The sequence below is a fragment of the Streptomyces sp. NPDC048516 genome (assembly GCF_043199875.1).
Taxonomy (GTDB): Bacteria; Actinomycetota; Actinomycetes; order Streptomycetales; family Streptomycetaceae; genus Streptomyces.
The window spans coordinates 75373-88097 of the sequence record NZ_JBICWS010000010.1; the positions used below are offsets into that span (position 1 = coordinate 75373).

The 12725-nt window shown below is 68.9% G+C and carries 12 protein-coding genes; 10 read left to right on the forward strand and 2 right to left on the reverse strand.

Features of this window, described 5'->3' with window-relative positions; all coding sequences use genetic code 11:
• Positions 1-197 precede the first annotated feature (197 nt).
• The 5 genes from ACGFR7_RS20910 (at position 198) to ACGFR7_RS20930 (ending at position 4094) form a co-directional block, all read left to right on the forward strand.
• Positions 198-638 (forward strand): DUF6278 family protein, encoded by a 441-nt coding sequence (locus ACGFR7_RS20910; RefSeq protein ID WP_393321181.1) that lies wholly within the window; start codon positions 198-200, stop codon positions 636-638.
• Between the two features lie 245 nt (positions 639-883).
• Complete coding sequence (locus ACGFR7_RS20915; RefSeq protein ID WP_350255460.1) at positions 884-1627, forward strand: amino acid ABC transporter ATP-binding protein; 744 nt, start codon at positions 884-886, stop codon at positions 1625-1627.
• Positions 1628-1641: 14 nt separating this feature from the next.
• Entirely contained in the window at positions 1642-2571 is a 930-nt protein-coding gene (locus ACGFR7_RS20920; RefSeq protein ID WP_393321184.1) for a glutamate ABC transporter substrate-binding protein, read from the forward strand.
• An 18-nt stretch (positions 2572-2589) separates the two neighbouring features.
• Entirely contained in the window at positions 2590-3234 is a 645-nt protein-coding gene (locus tag ACGFR7_RS20925) for an amino acid ABC transporter permease (protein ID WP_393321187.1), read from the forward strand.
• A complete protein-coding gene (locus ACGFR7_RS20930; protein WP_393321190.1) occupies positions 3231-4094 on the forward strand; it encodes an amino acid ABC transporter permease in 864 nt (287 codons plus the stop codon). The genes ACGFR7_RS20925 and ACGFR7_RS20930 overlap by 4 nt, the downstream gene beginning before the upstream one ends.
• A 52-nt stretch (positions 4095-4146) precedes the next feature.
• On the opposite strand, the gene ACGFR7_RS20935 is transcribed toward ACGFR7_RS20930, so the two are convergent.
• A complete protein-coding gene (locus ACGFR7_RS20935; RefSeq protein ID WP_393321193.1) occupies positions 4147-4965 on the reverse strand; it encodes a class I SAM-dependent methyltransferase in 819 nt (272 codons plus the stop codon).
• A 715-nt stretch (positions 4966-5680) separates the two neighbouring features.
• Between ACGFR7_RS20935 and ACGFR7_RS20940 the strand changes: the two genes are divergently transcribed.
• The 4 genes from ACGFR7_RS20940 to ACGFR7_RS20955 all read left to right on the forward strand — a co-directional run bounded on the left by ACGFR7_RS20940 (position 5681) and on the right by ACGFR7_RS20955 (position 10062).
• A complete protein-coding gene (locus tag ACGFR7_RS20940) occupies positions 5681-7000 on the forward strand; it encodes a S8 family serine peptidase (protein WP_393321196.1) in 1320 nt (439 codons plus the stop codon).
• Complete coding sequence (locus tag ACGFR7_RS20945; RefSeq protein WP_393321199.1) at positions 6997-7245, forward strand: hypothetical protein; 249 nt, start codon at positions 6997-6999, stop codon at positions 7243-7245. Before ACGFR7_RS20940 ends, ACGFR7_RS20945 begins: the two co-directional genes overlap by 4 nt.
• Before the next feature lie 383 nt (positions 7246-7628).
• Positions 7629-8252 carry a lasso peptide biosynthesis B2 protein gene (locus ACGFR7_RS20950; RefSeq protein WP_393321202.1) on the forward strand — a complete coding sequence of 208 codons (624 nt, stop codon included), beginning with the start codon at positions 7629-7631 and terminating at the stop codon, positions 8250-8252.
• 1 nt (position 8253) lies between these two features.
• A complete protein-coding gene (locus ACGFR7_RS20955; RefSeq protein ID WP_393321205.1) occupies positions 8254-10062 on the forward strand; it encodes an asparagine synthase-related protein in 1809 nt (602 codons plus the stop codon).
• Here the strand turns inward: ACGFR7_RS20955 and ACGFR7_RS20960 are convergent.
• On the reverse strand, positions 10046-11248 hold the full coding sequence (locus ACGFR7_RS20960; RefSeq protein ID WP_393321207.1) for a hypothetical protein: 1203 nt from the start codon (positions 11246-11248) through the stop codon (positions 10046-10048). The genes ACGFR7_RS20955 and ACGFR7_RS20960 overlap by 17 nt on opposite strands.
• Positions 11249-11840: 592 nt before the next feature.
• Here ACGFR7_RS20960 and ACGFR7_RS20965 point away from each other — a divergent pair.
• Entirely contained in the window at positions 11841-12641 is an 801-nt protein-coding gene (locus ACGFR7_RS20965) for a DUF6424 family protein (RefSeq protein WP_393321210.1), read from the forward strand.
• The last annotated feature ends 84 nt before the right edge of the window (positions 12642-12725 follow it).

Sequence of the window (12725 nt, forward strand, 5' to 3'; positions counted from 1 at the left end):
GGGCGCGGGCGGGCAGGTATGAGCGGGCATTCCCGGCCGGTCCCGCGAGAGGCGGGGGACTTCTGGGGGCCGGTCAGATCCGATCCGAGCGCCATGAAGGTAGGGAGGTACGGGGGAAGCGTCAAGGTGACGAACGGGCTACGGGTGTGCCGCGCGCCTGTGGCCGCGACCACAGGGCGGGTGGGACCCTGCAGACCATGAACATGTCTTTCCTGGACAAGTGGCGCAAGCGGCAGAACGCGCACCGGTCCGTGCCGCTCGCGGAGTCGGTGCGCGCCGACCCCGAAAGCGTCGTCGAGCTGCTGTCCGAGTGCGGACTGCTGCGGGCCCAGGCCGCCACGGAGGGCGTGGAACTGGACGACTCCGTAAGGTCGTTGGAGGCGCTGGATCAGCTGCGGCCGGTCTGGCGGGACGACCCGGAGGTGCTGCCCTGGCTCGGCAACGACGCCGGTCTCTACCTCGGCACGGTCGTGGTCCGCACGGTGCCCGGCGCCGTCTGGCACGTCTGGCCGGACGGGCAGCCGGTGGTCCGGCTGGAGTCCGGGCGGGAGATCGACGTGGTGGCCACGGGCCATGAGTGGGCCGATACCGGCGCGCCGGAGCTGTCGCAGGTCTACGCCGAGGTCTCGGAGAGCTGACCTCCGGCCGGGAAGCCGTGGGAACCGCCCGCAGGCCCGTAACCGCCCGCAGGCCCGTAACCGCCCGCAGACCCGTGCCGGCTCGCAGGGCCGTAACGCCGCACCGGCCTCGCCCCAGGTTCCCCCGTCGCCCTGATTTACCCGCCCATCTCTGCGCATACGTGCGTGTCAGTGAAGAAGCGCCCTATTCGCCCCGGTAGGTTGCGAGTTCTCCGCTGTACGGATGAGAGTGGGCAGGTCTGCATATGGCCGGTGATGCGCTGATTGAACTGCGCGGGGTCAACAAGCACTACGGAAAACTGCATGTCCTGCGGGACATCGACCTCACCGTCGGCCGCGGGGAGGTGGTCGTGGTCATCGGGCCCTCAGGGTCCGGGAAGTCCACCCTGTGCCGGGCCATCAACCGCCTGGAAACCGTCGAGTCGGGCACCATCGAGCTGGACGGCCGGCCGCTGCCCGAAGAGGGCCGCGCACTGGCCCAGTTGCGGGCCGAAGTCGGCATGGTCTTCCAGTCCTTCAACCTCTTCGCCCACAAGACCGTGCTGGACAACGTGATGCTGGCGCCGATGAAGGTCAGGAAGACAAAGAAGGACGAGGCCGCGCGGCGCGCCCGCGAACTCCTGGACCGGGTGGGGCTCGCCTCCCAGGCCGAAAAGTATCCGGCGCAGCTCTCCGGTGGCCAGCAGCAGCGCGTCGCCATCGCCCGGGCACTCGCCATGGACCCCAAGGCGCTTCTCTTCGACGAACCGACCTCCGCCCTCGACCCGGAGATGATCAACGAGGTGCTGGAAGTCATGCGGCAGCTCGCCCGGGACGGCATGACGATGGTCGTGGTCACCCATGAGATGGGCTTCGCCCGCTCCGCCGCCAACCGTGTGGTGTTCATGGACGACGGCCGCATCGTCGAGGACCGCACCCCCGAGGACTTCTTCACCGCGCCGCGCAGCGAACGGGCGAAGGACTTCCTCTCCAAGATCCTCAAGCACTGAACGGGGGCGTCGTGATGCCGCACAGCCACTCCTCGCCCCTGCGCCGTGCCCTCGTGGCCGTCGTGCTCGCGGTGCTCGCGCTGGCCCTCGCCGGCTGCGGCCGGGAAGGAAGCCCGCCGGTCAAGGGCCCCAAGGGCAGCGAACTGCCCCGCTACCCGGTCGCCAAGAACTTCTCGCTGCCCGCCTCCCCGACCTGGGTGCGGGCCAAGCGCCGCGGCCACCTCATCATCGGCGTCAAGGAGGACCAGCCCTACCTCGGCGAGAAGGACCCGGCCACCGGTCAGTACACCGGCTTCGACGTCGAGATCGCCAAGATGATGTCCGCCGCTCTCGGCTTCCCGCCGCACACCATCCAGTTCCAGACGATCGCCTCCGCCAACCGCGAGACGGCCCTGCAGAACGGCCAGATCGACCTCTACGTCGGCACCTACACCATCAACGACAAGCGCAAGAAGCTGGTGGGCTTCGCCGGCCCGTACTACATGGCCGGCCAGTCGCTGCTGGTGCGCACCGACGAGAACGACATCAAGGGCCCGCAGGACCTGGCCGGCAAACGGGTCTGCTCGGCGGCCGGCTCGACCCCCTTCCAGCGCATCCAGGCCGACTACCCCAGGGCCGTACTGGTCGCCTACGACACCTACTCGGTGTGCGTCGACAACCTGCTCACCTACCAGGTCGCCGCGGTCACCACCGACGACGCGATCCTGCTGGGCTACGCCGCCAAGGCGCGCGACGAGCTGAAGGTGGTCGGCAAGCCGTTCTCCGAGGAGCCGTACGGCATCGGCGTGCCCCGCGGCGACAACGCGCTGCGGTTCGCACTCGACGACGCCCTCGCCGCGAACGAGAAGAACGGCAACTGGAAGAAGGCGTACGACGCGACCCTCGGCCTGTCCGGAGTGCCCGCCCCCAAGCCGCCCCCGATCGACCGCTACCCGGCGACCTGAGCCGCCAAGGACTGACCGATGAACGTTCTCCTCGACAACCTCTCCCTCTACGGGAAGGGCCTGCTGGGCACCGTCGAACTCACCGTCTTCGCCTCGCTGCTCGCGCTCGTCCTCGGTTTCCTGATGGCCGCGTTCCGGGTGGCGCCGGTCGGCTCCCTGCGGGCCTTCGGCACGGCATGGGTGACGGTGCTGCGCAACACGCCGCTGACGCTGCTGTTCTTCGCGGTGGTGCTGGGCCTGCCACGCTTCGGGTTCGTCCTGCCCTTCAACCTCTTCGCCATCCTCGCACTGGGCTGCTACACCTCCGCCTTCATCTGCGAGGCGGTGCGCTCCGGCATCAACACCGTGCCCGTCGGGCAGGGCGAGGCGGCCCGCAGCCTGGGCATGACCTTCCCGCAGACGCTGGGCGGGATCGTCCTCCCGCAGGCCTTCCGCTCCGTCATCCCGCCCATCGGCTCCACCCTGATCGCGCTCGCCAAGAACTCCGCAATCGCCGGCGCCTTCAGCGTCACCGAACTGCTGGGGGTCTACAAACCGCTCAGCGAGATGGGTTACGCGATCATCTGGACCTTCGTCTGGATCGCCGTCGGCTATCTGATCGTGACCCTGACCATCAGCGCGCTCTTCAACGTGCTGGAGAAGCGCTTCGGAGTCGCCCGATGACCACCGCCCTCTACGACGTCCCCGGCCCGCGGACCAGGCAGCGTCACCGGCTCTACGGCCTGCTCTCCACGGCGCTGATCCTCGCCCTGATCGGCTGGATCCTCTACCTCCTCTTCGACACCGGCCAGTTCACCGCGGCGAAATGGAATCCCTTCACCTACACGGGAATTCAGGAGCTCCTGCTGCGGGGCCTCGGCAACACCCTGAGGGCCTTCGCCCTCGCGGCGGTGCTGTCGCTGGCGCTGGGCGGGGTGCTGGCGACCGGCCGGCTCTCCGAGCACCGGATCGTGCGCTGGCTGTGCACGCTGCTGGTGGAGTTCTTCCGCGCCATGCCCGTCCTGGTCATGATCTTCTTCATCTATGTGGCGCTGAAGGCGGAGCCGCTGGTGGCCCTGGTCGCCGGACTGACGCTCTACAACGGCTCGGTGCTGGCCGAGGTCTTCCGTACCGGCGTCCACTCCGTCGACCGCGGCCAGCCTGAGGCCGCCTACGCACTGGGCATGCACAAGACGCAGGTCATGACGCATGTCCTGGTGCCGCAGGCGGTGCGGGCGATGCTCCCGGCGATCATCAGTCAGCTGGTGGTCGCCCTGAAGGACACCTCGCTCGGCTACCTCATCACCTACGAGGAGTTCCTGCACGCGGGCAAGCTGATCGCCTCCAACCTCGACTACGACCTGCCGTTCATCCCCGTCGTCATGATCATCTCGCCGATCTACATCGGGATGTGCATGCTGCTCTCCTGGCTGGCCCACTGGGTCTCCCGGCGCCAGCGGCGCAACCCCAAGGTGGAGGCCGCCGAGGTGGCCGCCCCGGAACCGGGGGCCTTGCTGCCGGGGGGCCGGCGACCGCCGGCCTGAGAGCCGGTGCAAGGTCCGGGGACCGCCCCCGGCGCCGGTCCCCGCGGCAGCGTCAGACCGGCCCGCCGGCGGACGGTGCCTCCGCCAGGCGGCGGGCCCATGCCGAGAGGGTCATCTGGGGGACGTCGATGAAGGCCGGGTCCTTGAGGAGGGTGTGGAACTCCGCCAGGTCGGCTTCCGTGATCAGGCCGTCGGCGAGGAGGGTGGGTGCGGCCTGGCTGATGAGCGGGAGCCAGCGGTCCTTGTCGAGTCCGCCCATGAAGGCGGGGTTCGCGGCGAAGGCGACGTCGGACAGACCGCTGCCGGCCAGGAGAGCGGGCAGGCCCCGGACCCAGGTGAGGTCGGCGCCGTGCTCGTGGTACATGCGCTGGTAGGCGTCGAGGATGCGCCGCATCACGGGGAAGGGGGAGGTGGCGCCGGGCAGGTGGTAGGGCTCTTCGATGACGAGCCAGCCACCGGGGGAGAGCCAGCGGCTGACCCGCGCGACCATGTCGTCGCGCGCGGCGACATGGCAGAACAGGTAGCGCGCGTGGATGAGGTCGAAGCTGCCGGGGGCGTAGTCCTCGTCCGTGATGTCGGCTTCCTGGACCTCCAGGTTCGCGGCACGGCCGGCGTCGAGGTGGCGCGTGTCGAGATCGACGCCGACCACACGTCCTTGCGGGCACCGTCCCGCGAGCCAGTAGGCGATGGAGCCGGCACCGGCGCCCAACTCCAGGCAGTTCCAGGAGGCTTCGACGGGGAGGCGGTCCAGGATTCCGGTGGTGAACGTGTCCACGTTGCCTTGGATGGACGTCAGGCGGTCCCGCTCACGGCCGGCGTCATTGCTCAACATGCCGCTGGTGTAGGGGGTGCGGGCGGACTGCTGTGTCATGGATTCCTCACTCGTGCGAGAAGGTGACGACCGGGGGGCACGCGGGTCCGGCACTACGGGACGGGCCCGTGCCGGACCGGTCGGTGTGGGGGAACGGCGAACGAGCGTACGGCCGGTAGCGCCGGTGTGGGGTGACAACAACGATTTCACGATCACTTCGTCTCACCCCGTCCCGTGCGGAGCGCGGCGTCGAAGGCCGGGACGTGGACGTGCCCGTAAACCTTGCCGGCCATCGCGGCTGAGGCCCACCCTCCGGCATGTGGGCGCGGGTGGACGAGGGCCCGGTGGGCGGTGGGCACGTAGGCGTTGTCGATACGGGGACCAGCCTGTCGCCGCGCGGCCCGATCTTGATTTCCGTGGCCGTGGCCGTGGCCGTGGCCGTGGCCGTGGGATGGGCTGTGATGCTGCCGTCCAGCAGATGAGGCCGCAATCCAGGGAGGCGGCATTTCCGGAAACACCGGCCGGTGAGGGGCGACGCTCTCCTGCCAGCGGGTGGCGGCGTTGTGTTGCGGGCCTTCGCGCCCGGTGAGACGGTGTACGGGGGGCAATGCCGACGGCCTGACGATGGACAGCCTTGCAGGCGACGGCACTACGCGTCGATACGCGACTGATCCGCGCCCCACCGTCCTTGGCGCCTGACACTCCGTGAATCGGCGCGCGTCCACGAACCGGGGGCAGCGCACAGAGAGCGGGAAATTCAATGGTGAACGGACCCATGGACAGGCGCGCCTTCGGCGAGCATCCCGATCAGCCTCATGGCACCGTCACGGGCCAGGGCACGGAGTACACAGGTCGATACGTAGTCCTGCTCGAACCGACTGACCAGGAGAGCGGCCTGAACGCACTGCGTGCCTCCGCCGACATCGCGTCCGTCGAACGGGTCCGAGGAACCGAGGCGGCGCATGTCGCCGAACTCCTTGAGCGCCCTGACGTCTCGGTGCTCTTCGAGGAGCTCGGCGCGGCCGTTGTCGAGGTGCGGCCCGAGCAGCGCCACGCGCTGGTGACCTCGGCCGAGGCGGAATCCTCGATCATCGCGGCAGAACCGGAGCGCATGGTCTACGCCTCACCGATCACCGCCCCGCAGCAGGCGCCGACCGAGTTCTTCCCGGCCTACCGCAGCGACGAGGAAGTGGTCGCCCACCACACCATGGCCGAAATCGCCGCTGCCCAGGGCCCGGCCTTGGACGAGCAGAGCTGGACCTGGGGCCTGCAGGCGATCCGGGCCAATCTGTCCAGCCTGACCGGACGCGATGTGAAGATCGCCGTCATCGACACCGGCGTGGACACCGACCACCCGGACCTGGTCGGGCGCATCGAAGCGTCGGCCTCCTTCGTGCCCGGCGAGGCCGTCGAGGACGGCAATGGCCACGGCACGCACTGCATCGGCACGGTTGCCGGTCCGGCACACCCCCGGCAGGGACCCCGCTACGGGGTGGCCTGCGACGCCCGGATCCTCGCGGCGAAGGTGCTCAGCAACGCGGGCAGCGGCACCGATGGCCAGATCCTGGCGGGCATGGCCTGGGCCGTTGCCCACGGTGCGCGAGTGATCTCCATGTCGCTCGGCGCTCGGGTCCGACCGGGTGAGCTCTTCCCGCAGACGTACGAGAAGCTGGCCCAGCGGGCGCTCGAGCGCGGGACGGTGATCGTCGCTGCCGCGGGCAACGACAGCCATCGGCCCCCGGAGATCCGGCCCGTCAGCCGGCCCGCCAACTGCCCCTCCATCCTCGCGGTGAGCGCGCTCGACAAGGCACTCACGCCGTCGTTCTTCTCCAACGGCGGCATCAACGGCCAGGGCGGCGAGGTCAACATCGCCGCGCCCGGCAGGGACGTGCACTCGGCTGCCCCTGGCGGCGGGTACCAGAGCCTGAGCGGCACCAGCATGGCCACGCCGCATGTCGCGGGCGTCCTCGCCTTGCTCGCCCAGGCAAACCCCAACGCTTCCGCGGCCGATCTCAGAACCGGTCTGATGTCCGGTGCCTTCCCGCTGACTCAGCCCGCCAGGGATGTCGGCTCGGGTCTGCTCCAGGCGCCGTGAGCGAGTCGTCCCAGCCCGCGCCGGTCGGGGTCATCCTCGCGGTCGACCCCGGCCGGTTCGCGGAAGTGGTCGAGGCCTTGCGACGTGCCGGACTGACGGTCACGGGCGAGCAGCCGGCCCTCGGCACGCTCTCCGGAACCGTCACGGAGGACCGGGTACCGGCCCTGGAGACAGTCGACGGCGTCGAATCCGTCGACCGGGAGCGCACCATCCAGCTCCCCCCGCCCGACTACCCCATCCAATAGGTCCCGGGAACGCCCCGGGCCTTGCACTACCGGTGCTTTCCGCACCACCGGCGGGCTGCGTCTGCGTGGGGCTGCAGAGCAAGCAGAGCTGTCTCTCGGCGTGCGTGATGAACATGGTGGCTTCGGGCTAAAAGGTGCCGAACATCGGCCAATTGGCGTCGTCAGCCCGGTTGCGGGGCATTCGGGCGAGAGTAGCCTGGAGTTGATGTGCTGCCCGGTTCTGGAGGTAGGCGATGTTTCTCCGATTGCTGCGGCGCCGTAAGCCGCATCGGCTCGTTTTTCTCGGCAACGGCTCTATGATCCGCGGCTTCAGCGGCGGATTCTACGACGGTCACGGATACCAGCACTGACCCCGTTCACGGTGGGATCCCGGAGGATATGCGGTGGCAGAGGATATCGATGCGGTGGCAGCCATGGCGAAGAGCCTGTCACCGCATTGCCGTGTCACCCGGATGTCCGACGGAGCGCTGATCGCGGACTGGAAGCGGACGCGTTTTCTCGGATTGGCGATGACGGAAGTCCAGAAATTCGTCTCCGGAAGCCCTGAGGAACGCGCCGCACTTGTCATCGGTCTCAGGCGTGCCGGGTGCGCGACGGGCCGCCGGAAGAAATACGCGGACGTCGGCGTCGGGCTCTGGCTGGGTGGAGTGCACCTGCTGATCCGCACCCTTGGATTCGGGCGCGTCCTCCGGTTGCTGTCCTTGGCCGCTCCTGAATATGCCCGTGCGGACCTCCCCTCCGCGGGGGAGCTCGGACGGCTGAAACGAGCAGTGCAGTCACACAGCAGCAGAAGCTGGTTCGTCAACGGCGACTGCAAGTCCGAGGCGGTGACGGCCTTCGTCCTGCTGCGGCGGTGTGGCCTGCAAGCCGTACTCCACGTCGGCGTGCGTGAACACCCGTTCGCCCTGCACGCGTGGACAGTCTCGGGCGGCCTGTGCATCCCCGACGCCGATCCGCGAGGGCACGCCTTCACACCGGTGCTCTCGATCGGCTGCGGAGGACTCTGACATGGAAGCGCTCCGCCTCGAGTGGGCCGCGGGCGCACCGACGCTCCGGCCCAGCGAGACCATGGCGCGTCAGGGACTCGTGACGACGGTCTCCTCGCGGGCCGGCACCGCGGCCGTCGTCGGCTGGGTCGGCTCGGCCCGTGACCGGGCGGCGGGCGCGCGGGGCCTCCTCGACGACTCCGACAGGCAGGGGGCCGCCCCGCCCGTGCCGGCCGGCGACTACGCGGCTGTTCTGGTGTACCGCGATCGCATCCTTCTGACGCGCGACGAGCAGGCACGTATCCCGCTGTTCTTCAGGGAGTCCGGTGGCCGCGTGAGTGCCGTGAGCACCTCGGTCCGCTGCCTGGGGAGCGTCACGGAGCTGGAACCCCGCTACTTCTGCCGATACCTCACCGGGAACTTGGCACAACCGCACTCGGACCTCACCCCTTTCGCCGGGGTGCACCGCGTCCTCGGCGGCGAAGTGGTCGAGCTGTCCATCACCGGGCAGATGCGCAGTCGTACGCTGCGACGGGCCCGCCGGGCCGCCGACCCGCCCGCAGACGGCTCCTGCCTCGATGACGCCGCGCAGGACTTGCGCCTCGCGCTGGAGACCGCTGTCGGACGCCGGTTGGGCACGACGACGGCATGCCATGTCTCGGGCGGCACCGACTCCACCAGCGTCGCCCTGCTCGCCGCACGCCTGCTGGCCGCACAACGGGGCGACGCCGGGGACCTGGTCCTGCTCGCCGGGCGCTTCTCCCGCGGGGAGCTGGCCGCGGAGCGGCCGTACCTCGACGTCGCGATGGAGGCGATCCGCCGTCACACACCCGCGGCCCGCCCCGTGATCGTCGATGCCGACGACGTAGCCGACTTCGACGACTTCCAGCACCACGCGGGAGACGCCGACGAGCCTCATGCACACGCCTTCCGCGCCCCGTTCTGGGCCAGGCTGCACGCCGCGGCCGCCGGACTGGGCTGTGACACGCTCCTGACCGGCTGCGGGGCCGATCCGATCGCGGACGCCAACCCGTTCCATCTGCACAGGCTGGCCCGCACGGGACACCTCCGGCAGATGACCGAGCAGGCACGGGCCTGGGCCGCGGGAAGCGAGCGGGGCTTGCGGGAAACCGTCCGCGCCTACGTGGTGCAGCCGGCCTTTCCGCTGGCAGCCGAACGGATCACCGCGCTCCGCGGCGGTGGAACGGTGCTCGGCGGCCTCGGCACCTTCAACCGCCCCGGATGGCTGCGATCCGGATTCGCGCGCGCTCACGGCTATCGGGATGCGGGCATCGCGGAGAGCCGGTTCGTGTTCGGACGCAAGCCGGAACAGTCGCTCTACGACGCCGCCAATTACGTCGCCGCTCCCGACCTCCTGTCCTGGCAGCGCGCACGACGGGACGGGTTCTTCCTCTCGCATCCCTTCCTCGACCCGGAGGTCGTCGCCACGATGAGCCGACTGCCTGCCGCAGCCACGTTCCGGCCGGGCCGTCCGAAGGCCGTGCTCCGTGCGGCCATGGCGGATCTCCTGCCGGCCCCGATCCGCGGCAGGGCGGTCAAGGTCCCCTTCAACGACCTCTACGCCCGCGGCCTGCGGACACACGGCGACGAACTCATCGCCCTGTGCCGCTCAGCCCGGCATCCGCTGATCGCGGAGATGTTCGACGTCGAGACGCTGTGCCGGGCCGTGCGGGAGGCCCAGCTCGGCCTGGGGGACTCGTACTCCTGGGATCGCGTGAACAGTTCGCTCGCCCTGGTGGCCTGGTTGGAGCGACTGGACCGGCGCTCCGGCACGCCCGGCGCGGCGGTGCCCGTCACCGCCGGCTCTTGATGTCCCACAGGGTCCGCTCTACCGGGCCGGTGATGAGGTCGATGAGGCCGTACCGGCTCAACACCTCCAAATCTTCCTTCGGGTTGGGGTCGCGGTTTTCCTCACCTTTTCGCCTAATGGATGAGTGCACGTACGCGCCGTGCGTGCCGAACTGCCAGTAGACGGTGACGAAACGCGGTTTCCTCGTGCGTTCATCGAGCGCATTGTTCTCGTGCACCCTGGCACGGTAGATGAGAGAGTCAGTACCGCTCTTCTGTTGCTTCTTCACCCATCCGGGGACTTTTTCCCTACCCCAGGAGTACGCCACGAAGTTGAGCGGCGGCTGCAGCACGAGCCGGTCCTTGCGTGCGAGGCTCGCGGTGGCATAGAACGCCACCTGGTCGTACGGCGTGTTCATGGGAAGTTGCACCACCACTCGCGTGGCGTAGGTGTCGTTCGACTCAACCCAAGTTCCATATTGCATCCACGGTTTTGCCTCGACCAACTCGCCGGGCTGGTGAATCTCCCGGCGGGAGAGCGGGTTCACTTCCCCCGAGGGGTTGCTCCACTGCTCGGCATCGGTTCGCCACTGCTGGCGGAGCCGGTCCTTCGCACTCAGCGGCACCTGTTTTCCCATGGCGTGGAACTCGGTGCCGAGCACGTAGAAACCCACGTCGCCGTGGTTCTGCAGGGTGATGTCGACCGGTACGGCGAATGCCGTGCGGTCCTGGCTCAGTACCGGCTTTCCCATGGACACCGTGATGAGAGGCTGGGTCTGTCGCTGGTACGGCTGATAGAGGTTCTGGTAGCCGAAATTGGCGATCGCGATGACCGAGGAGACGATCACCGCGGCGGCCACCCGCTTCGGAGCAGGGATCACGACCGACGTCCGCCACACCGCGACGACGGCGTATGCCGAACCCGCCGTGAGCGCGCCGAACAGCGTCGGGTAGGCCACGGTCTCGCCGTCCTTGACTGTCTGCGCCAGGAGCATGGCGTTGGTCAGCAAGGCCGCGAACGTGCCAATCAGCGCGACCAGGCCGGAGTAGGGAAAGCTCTGCCGGATGCAGTGGTCCAGGACCGCGGCGGCGGCCACTAGCGTGGTGAACGAGACCACGAGAAGGACGGCACCGGTGAGACGACCGGCGAAGGTCAGATCCTGGGCGAAGTCCAGGAGGCCGATCTGGGCCAGCAGCAGCGTGGTCATAAGGAGCACCAGCACGATCACTGCCAGGGCCACCCGCGACTGCCAGGTTCTCAGCGAGGGCCGTCGCGCTTTCGGGTGCGGGCGGGAGTGAGGCCTGGGGGGTGTCCGCACGCGATCGCCTCCACAGGCCGCCGGTCGTGCCCTGCACGTGTGCAGCACGGACTCAGGAGATCTGCCGCCGCGCCGAGGGTTCGAGCACCATCGTCCGTGGCGACCCATCGGGTTGCCATTCGGATGCCCCCGCACGGGGAGAGTCGCGCTGCCCGGCAGGCGCGTCTTCCAGGCCGGCGGTAGCATCGCCGGTGCCAGTGGCTTCTCTCTTTTCGCCGCGTGGAAATGACCCCGGGGCTTGGAGGGAGCCGCGGAATCAGCGCGGACCGATCCGGGAGAAAATCCCTGTCGCAGTGCATGGATGCAACTGAAACTCTCCGGTGCAGTGGCACGGCCTGCAGCCGACGGTAGTTGCTTCCCGATTTCGGTGAAGCGCCTTTCCTCCGGATTCCAGATGCCTGTCAACGGCCTGCATGGCCCTGACTTTCGAGAACGTGAGTGTGCTCCCGGAGCAGCCGGGACCTCCCCCAAGGAGATTGCGATGCCCAGTCCGGAACGGGGACACCCGGAGCACGAAGACTTTCCGTGGACCATCTCTGTGGCGGACCATCCGCCCCGTACCGAGAGCTCCCAGTACCGGGCGAGCCGTAAATTGATGGTCAAGCTCGTCGGGACAACGGGTGATTGGGCGTTCGCGCCCGGCCCGTATCAGGACCACCACGGCGGCGGAGTGTGGGTAAAGGACGGCGACGGCTGGCTGTGCCTGCTGCTGCCGCTCGGCATCGAGTGGTCGGCGCAATTCTGCGCGGACCCTTCGAAGGTGGACCGCATCCGCCGCTGCGCCGCCCGGGTGGTCGGCGCATTCCCGGACACCCTGCCTGGGTACGAGAGCTTCGGCTACGACCACGGTCAACGGCTCCTGGACACCCCCATAGAGACTGTCGAACAGGTGGCCGAGTGGACGGACTCGATATTCAACGCCTCGGTTCCGCTGCCCGCCGGTACCCACTCCGGGGTGCTCCCGAAGGCCGCCGGGTACCACCACTACCCGAAGCCCATCGTGGACATCGACCACTTCCGGTACGACGACTTCGAGCTGTTCGTCACGGACGACAGAGGTTTCCCGGCCGCGGTGGTGCCGATCTCCCCACGCGGCTCGGGCGATGGCCGGGTGCGCCTGCTTGCTGCCCATCCCAGCTCGGCCTATGCGGAGCGCCTGGCCGGCCCCGGCCCGGTGGACCGAACTGTCCGGATCGAAGAATTGCAGGCCACCGACGGGGAGGGGGCCGTGCTCTCTGCCGACGACCTGCTGGCCCAGCGGGCCTTCAGGCGGCAGACCTGACGGGAGCCACCACCGCCGTCCGGAGCGGACGGTAACTCGTTGCCCGCTTGTCCGACCCGGACCGGCCTCCCACTTCCTGTGCCA

Coding starts and splice junctions, on each gene's coding strand:
- ACGFR7_RS20910 (WP_393321181.1), top strand. CDS start 198: ATGAACATGTCTTTCCTGGACAAGTGGCGCAAGCGGCAGAACGCGCAC.
- ACGFR7_RS20915 (WP_350255460.1), top strand. CDS start 884: ATGGCCGGTGATGCGCTGATTGAACTGCGCGGGGTCAACAAGCACTAC.
- ACGFR7_RS20920 (WP_393321184.1), top strand. CDS start 1,642: ATGCCGCACAGCCACTCCTCGCCCCTGCGCCGTGCCCTCGTGGCCGTC.
- ACGFR7_RS20925 (WP_393321187.1), top strand. CDS start 2,590: ATGAACGTTCTCCTCGACAACCTCTCCCTCTACGGGAAGGGCCTGCTG.
- ACGFR7_RS20930 (WP_393321190.1), top strand. CDS start 3,231: ATGACCACCGCCCTCTACGACGTCCCCGGCCCGCGGACCAGGCAGCGT.
- ACGFR7_RS20935 (WP_393321193.1), bottom strand. CDS start 4,965: ATGACACAGCAGTCCGCCCGCACCCCCTACACCAGCGGCATGTTGAGC.
- ACGFR7_RS20940 (WP_393321196.1), top strand. CDS start 5,681: ATGGACAGGCGCGCCTTCGGCGAGCATCCCGATCAGCCTCATGGCACC.
- ACGFR7_RS20955 (WP_393321205.1), top strand. CDS start 8,254: ATGGAAGCGCTCCGCCTCGAGTGGGCCGCGGGCGCACCGACGCTCCGG.
- ACGFR7_RS20960 (WP_393321207.1), bottom strand. CDS start 11,248: ATGACCACGCTGCTGCTGGCCCAGATCGGCCTCCTGGACTTCGCCCAG.
- ACGFR7_RS20965 (WP_393321210.1), top strand. CDS start 11,841: ATGCCCAGTCCGGAACGGGGACACCCGGAGCACGAAGACTTTCCGTGG.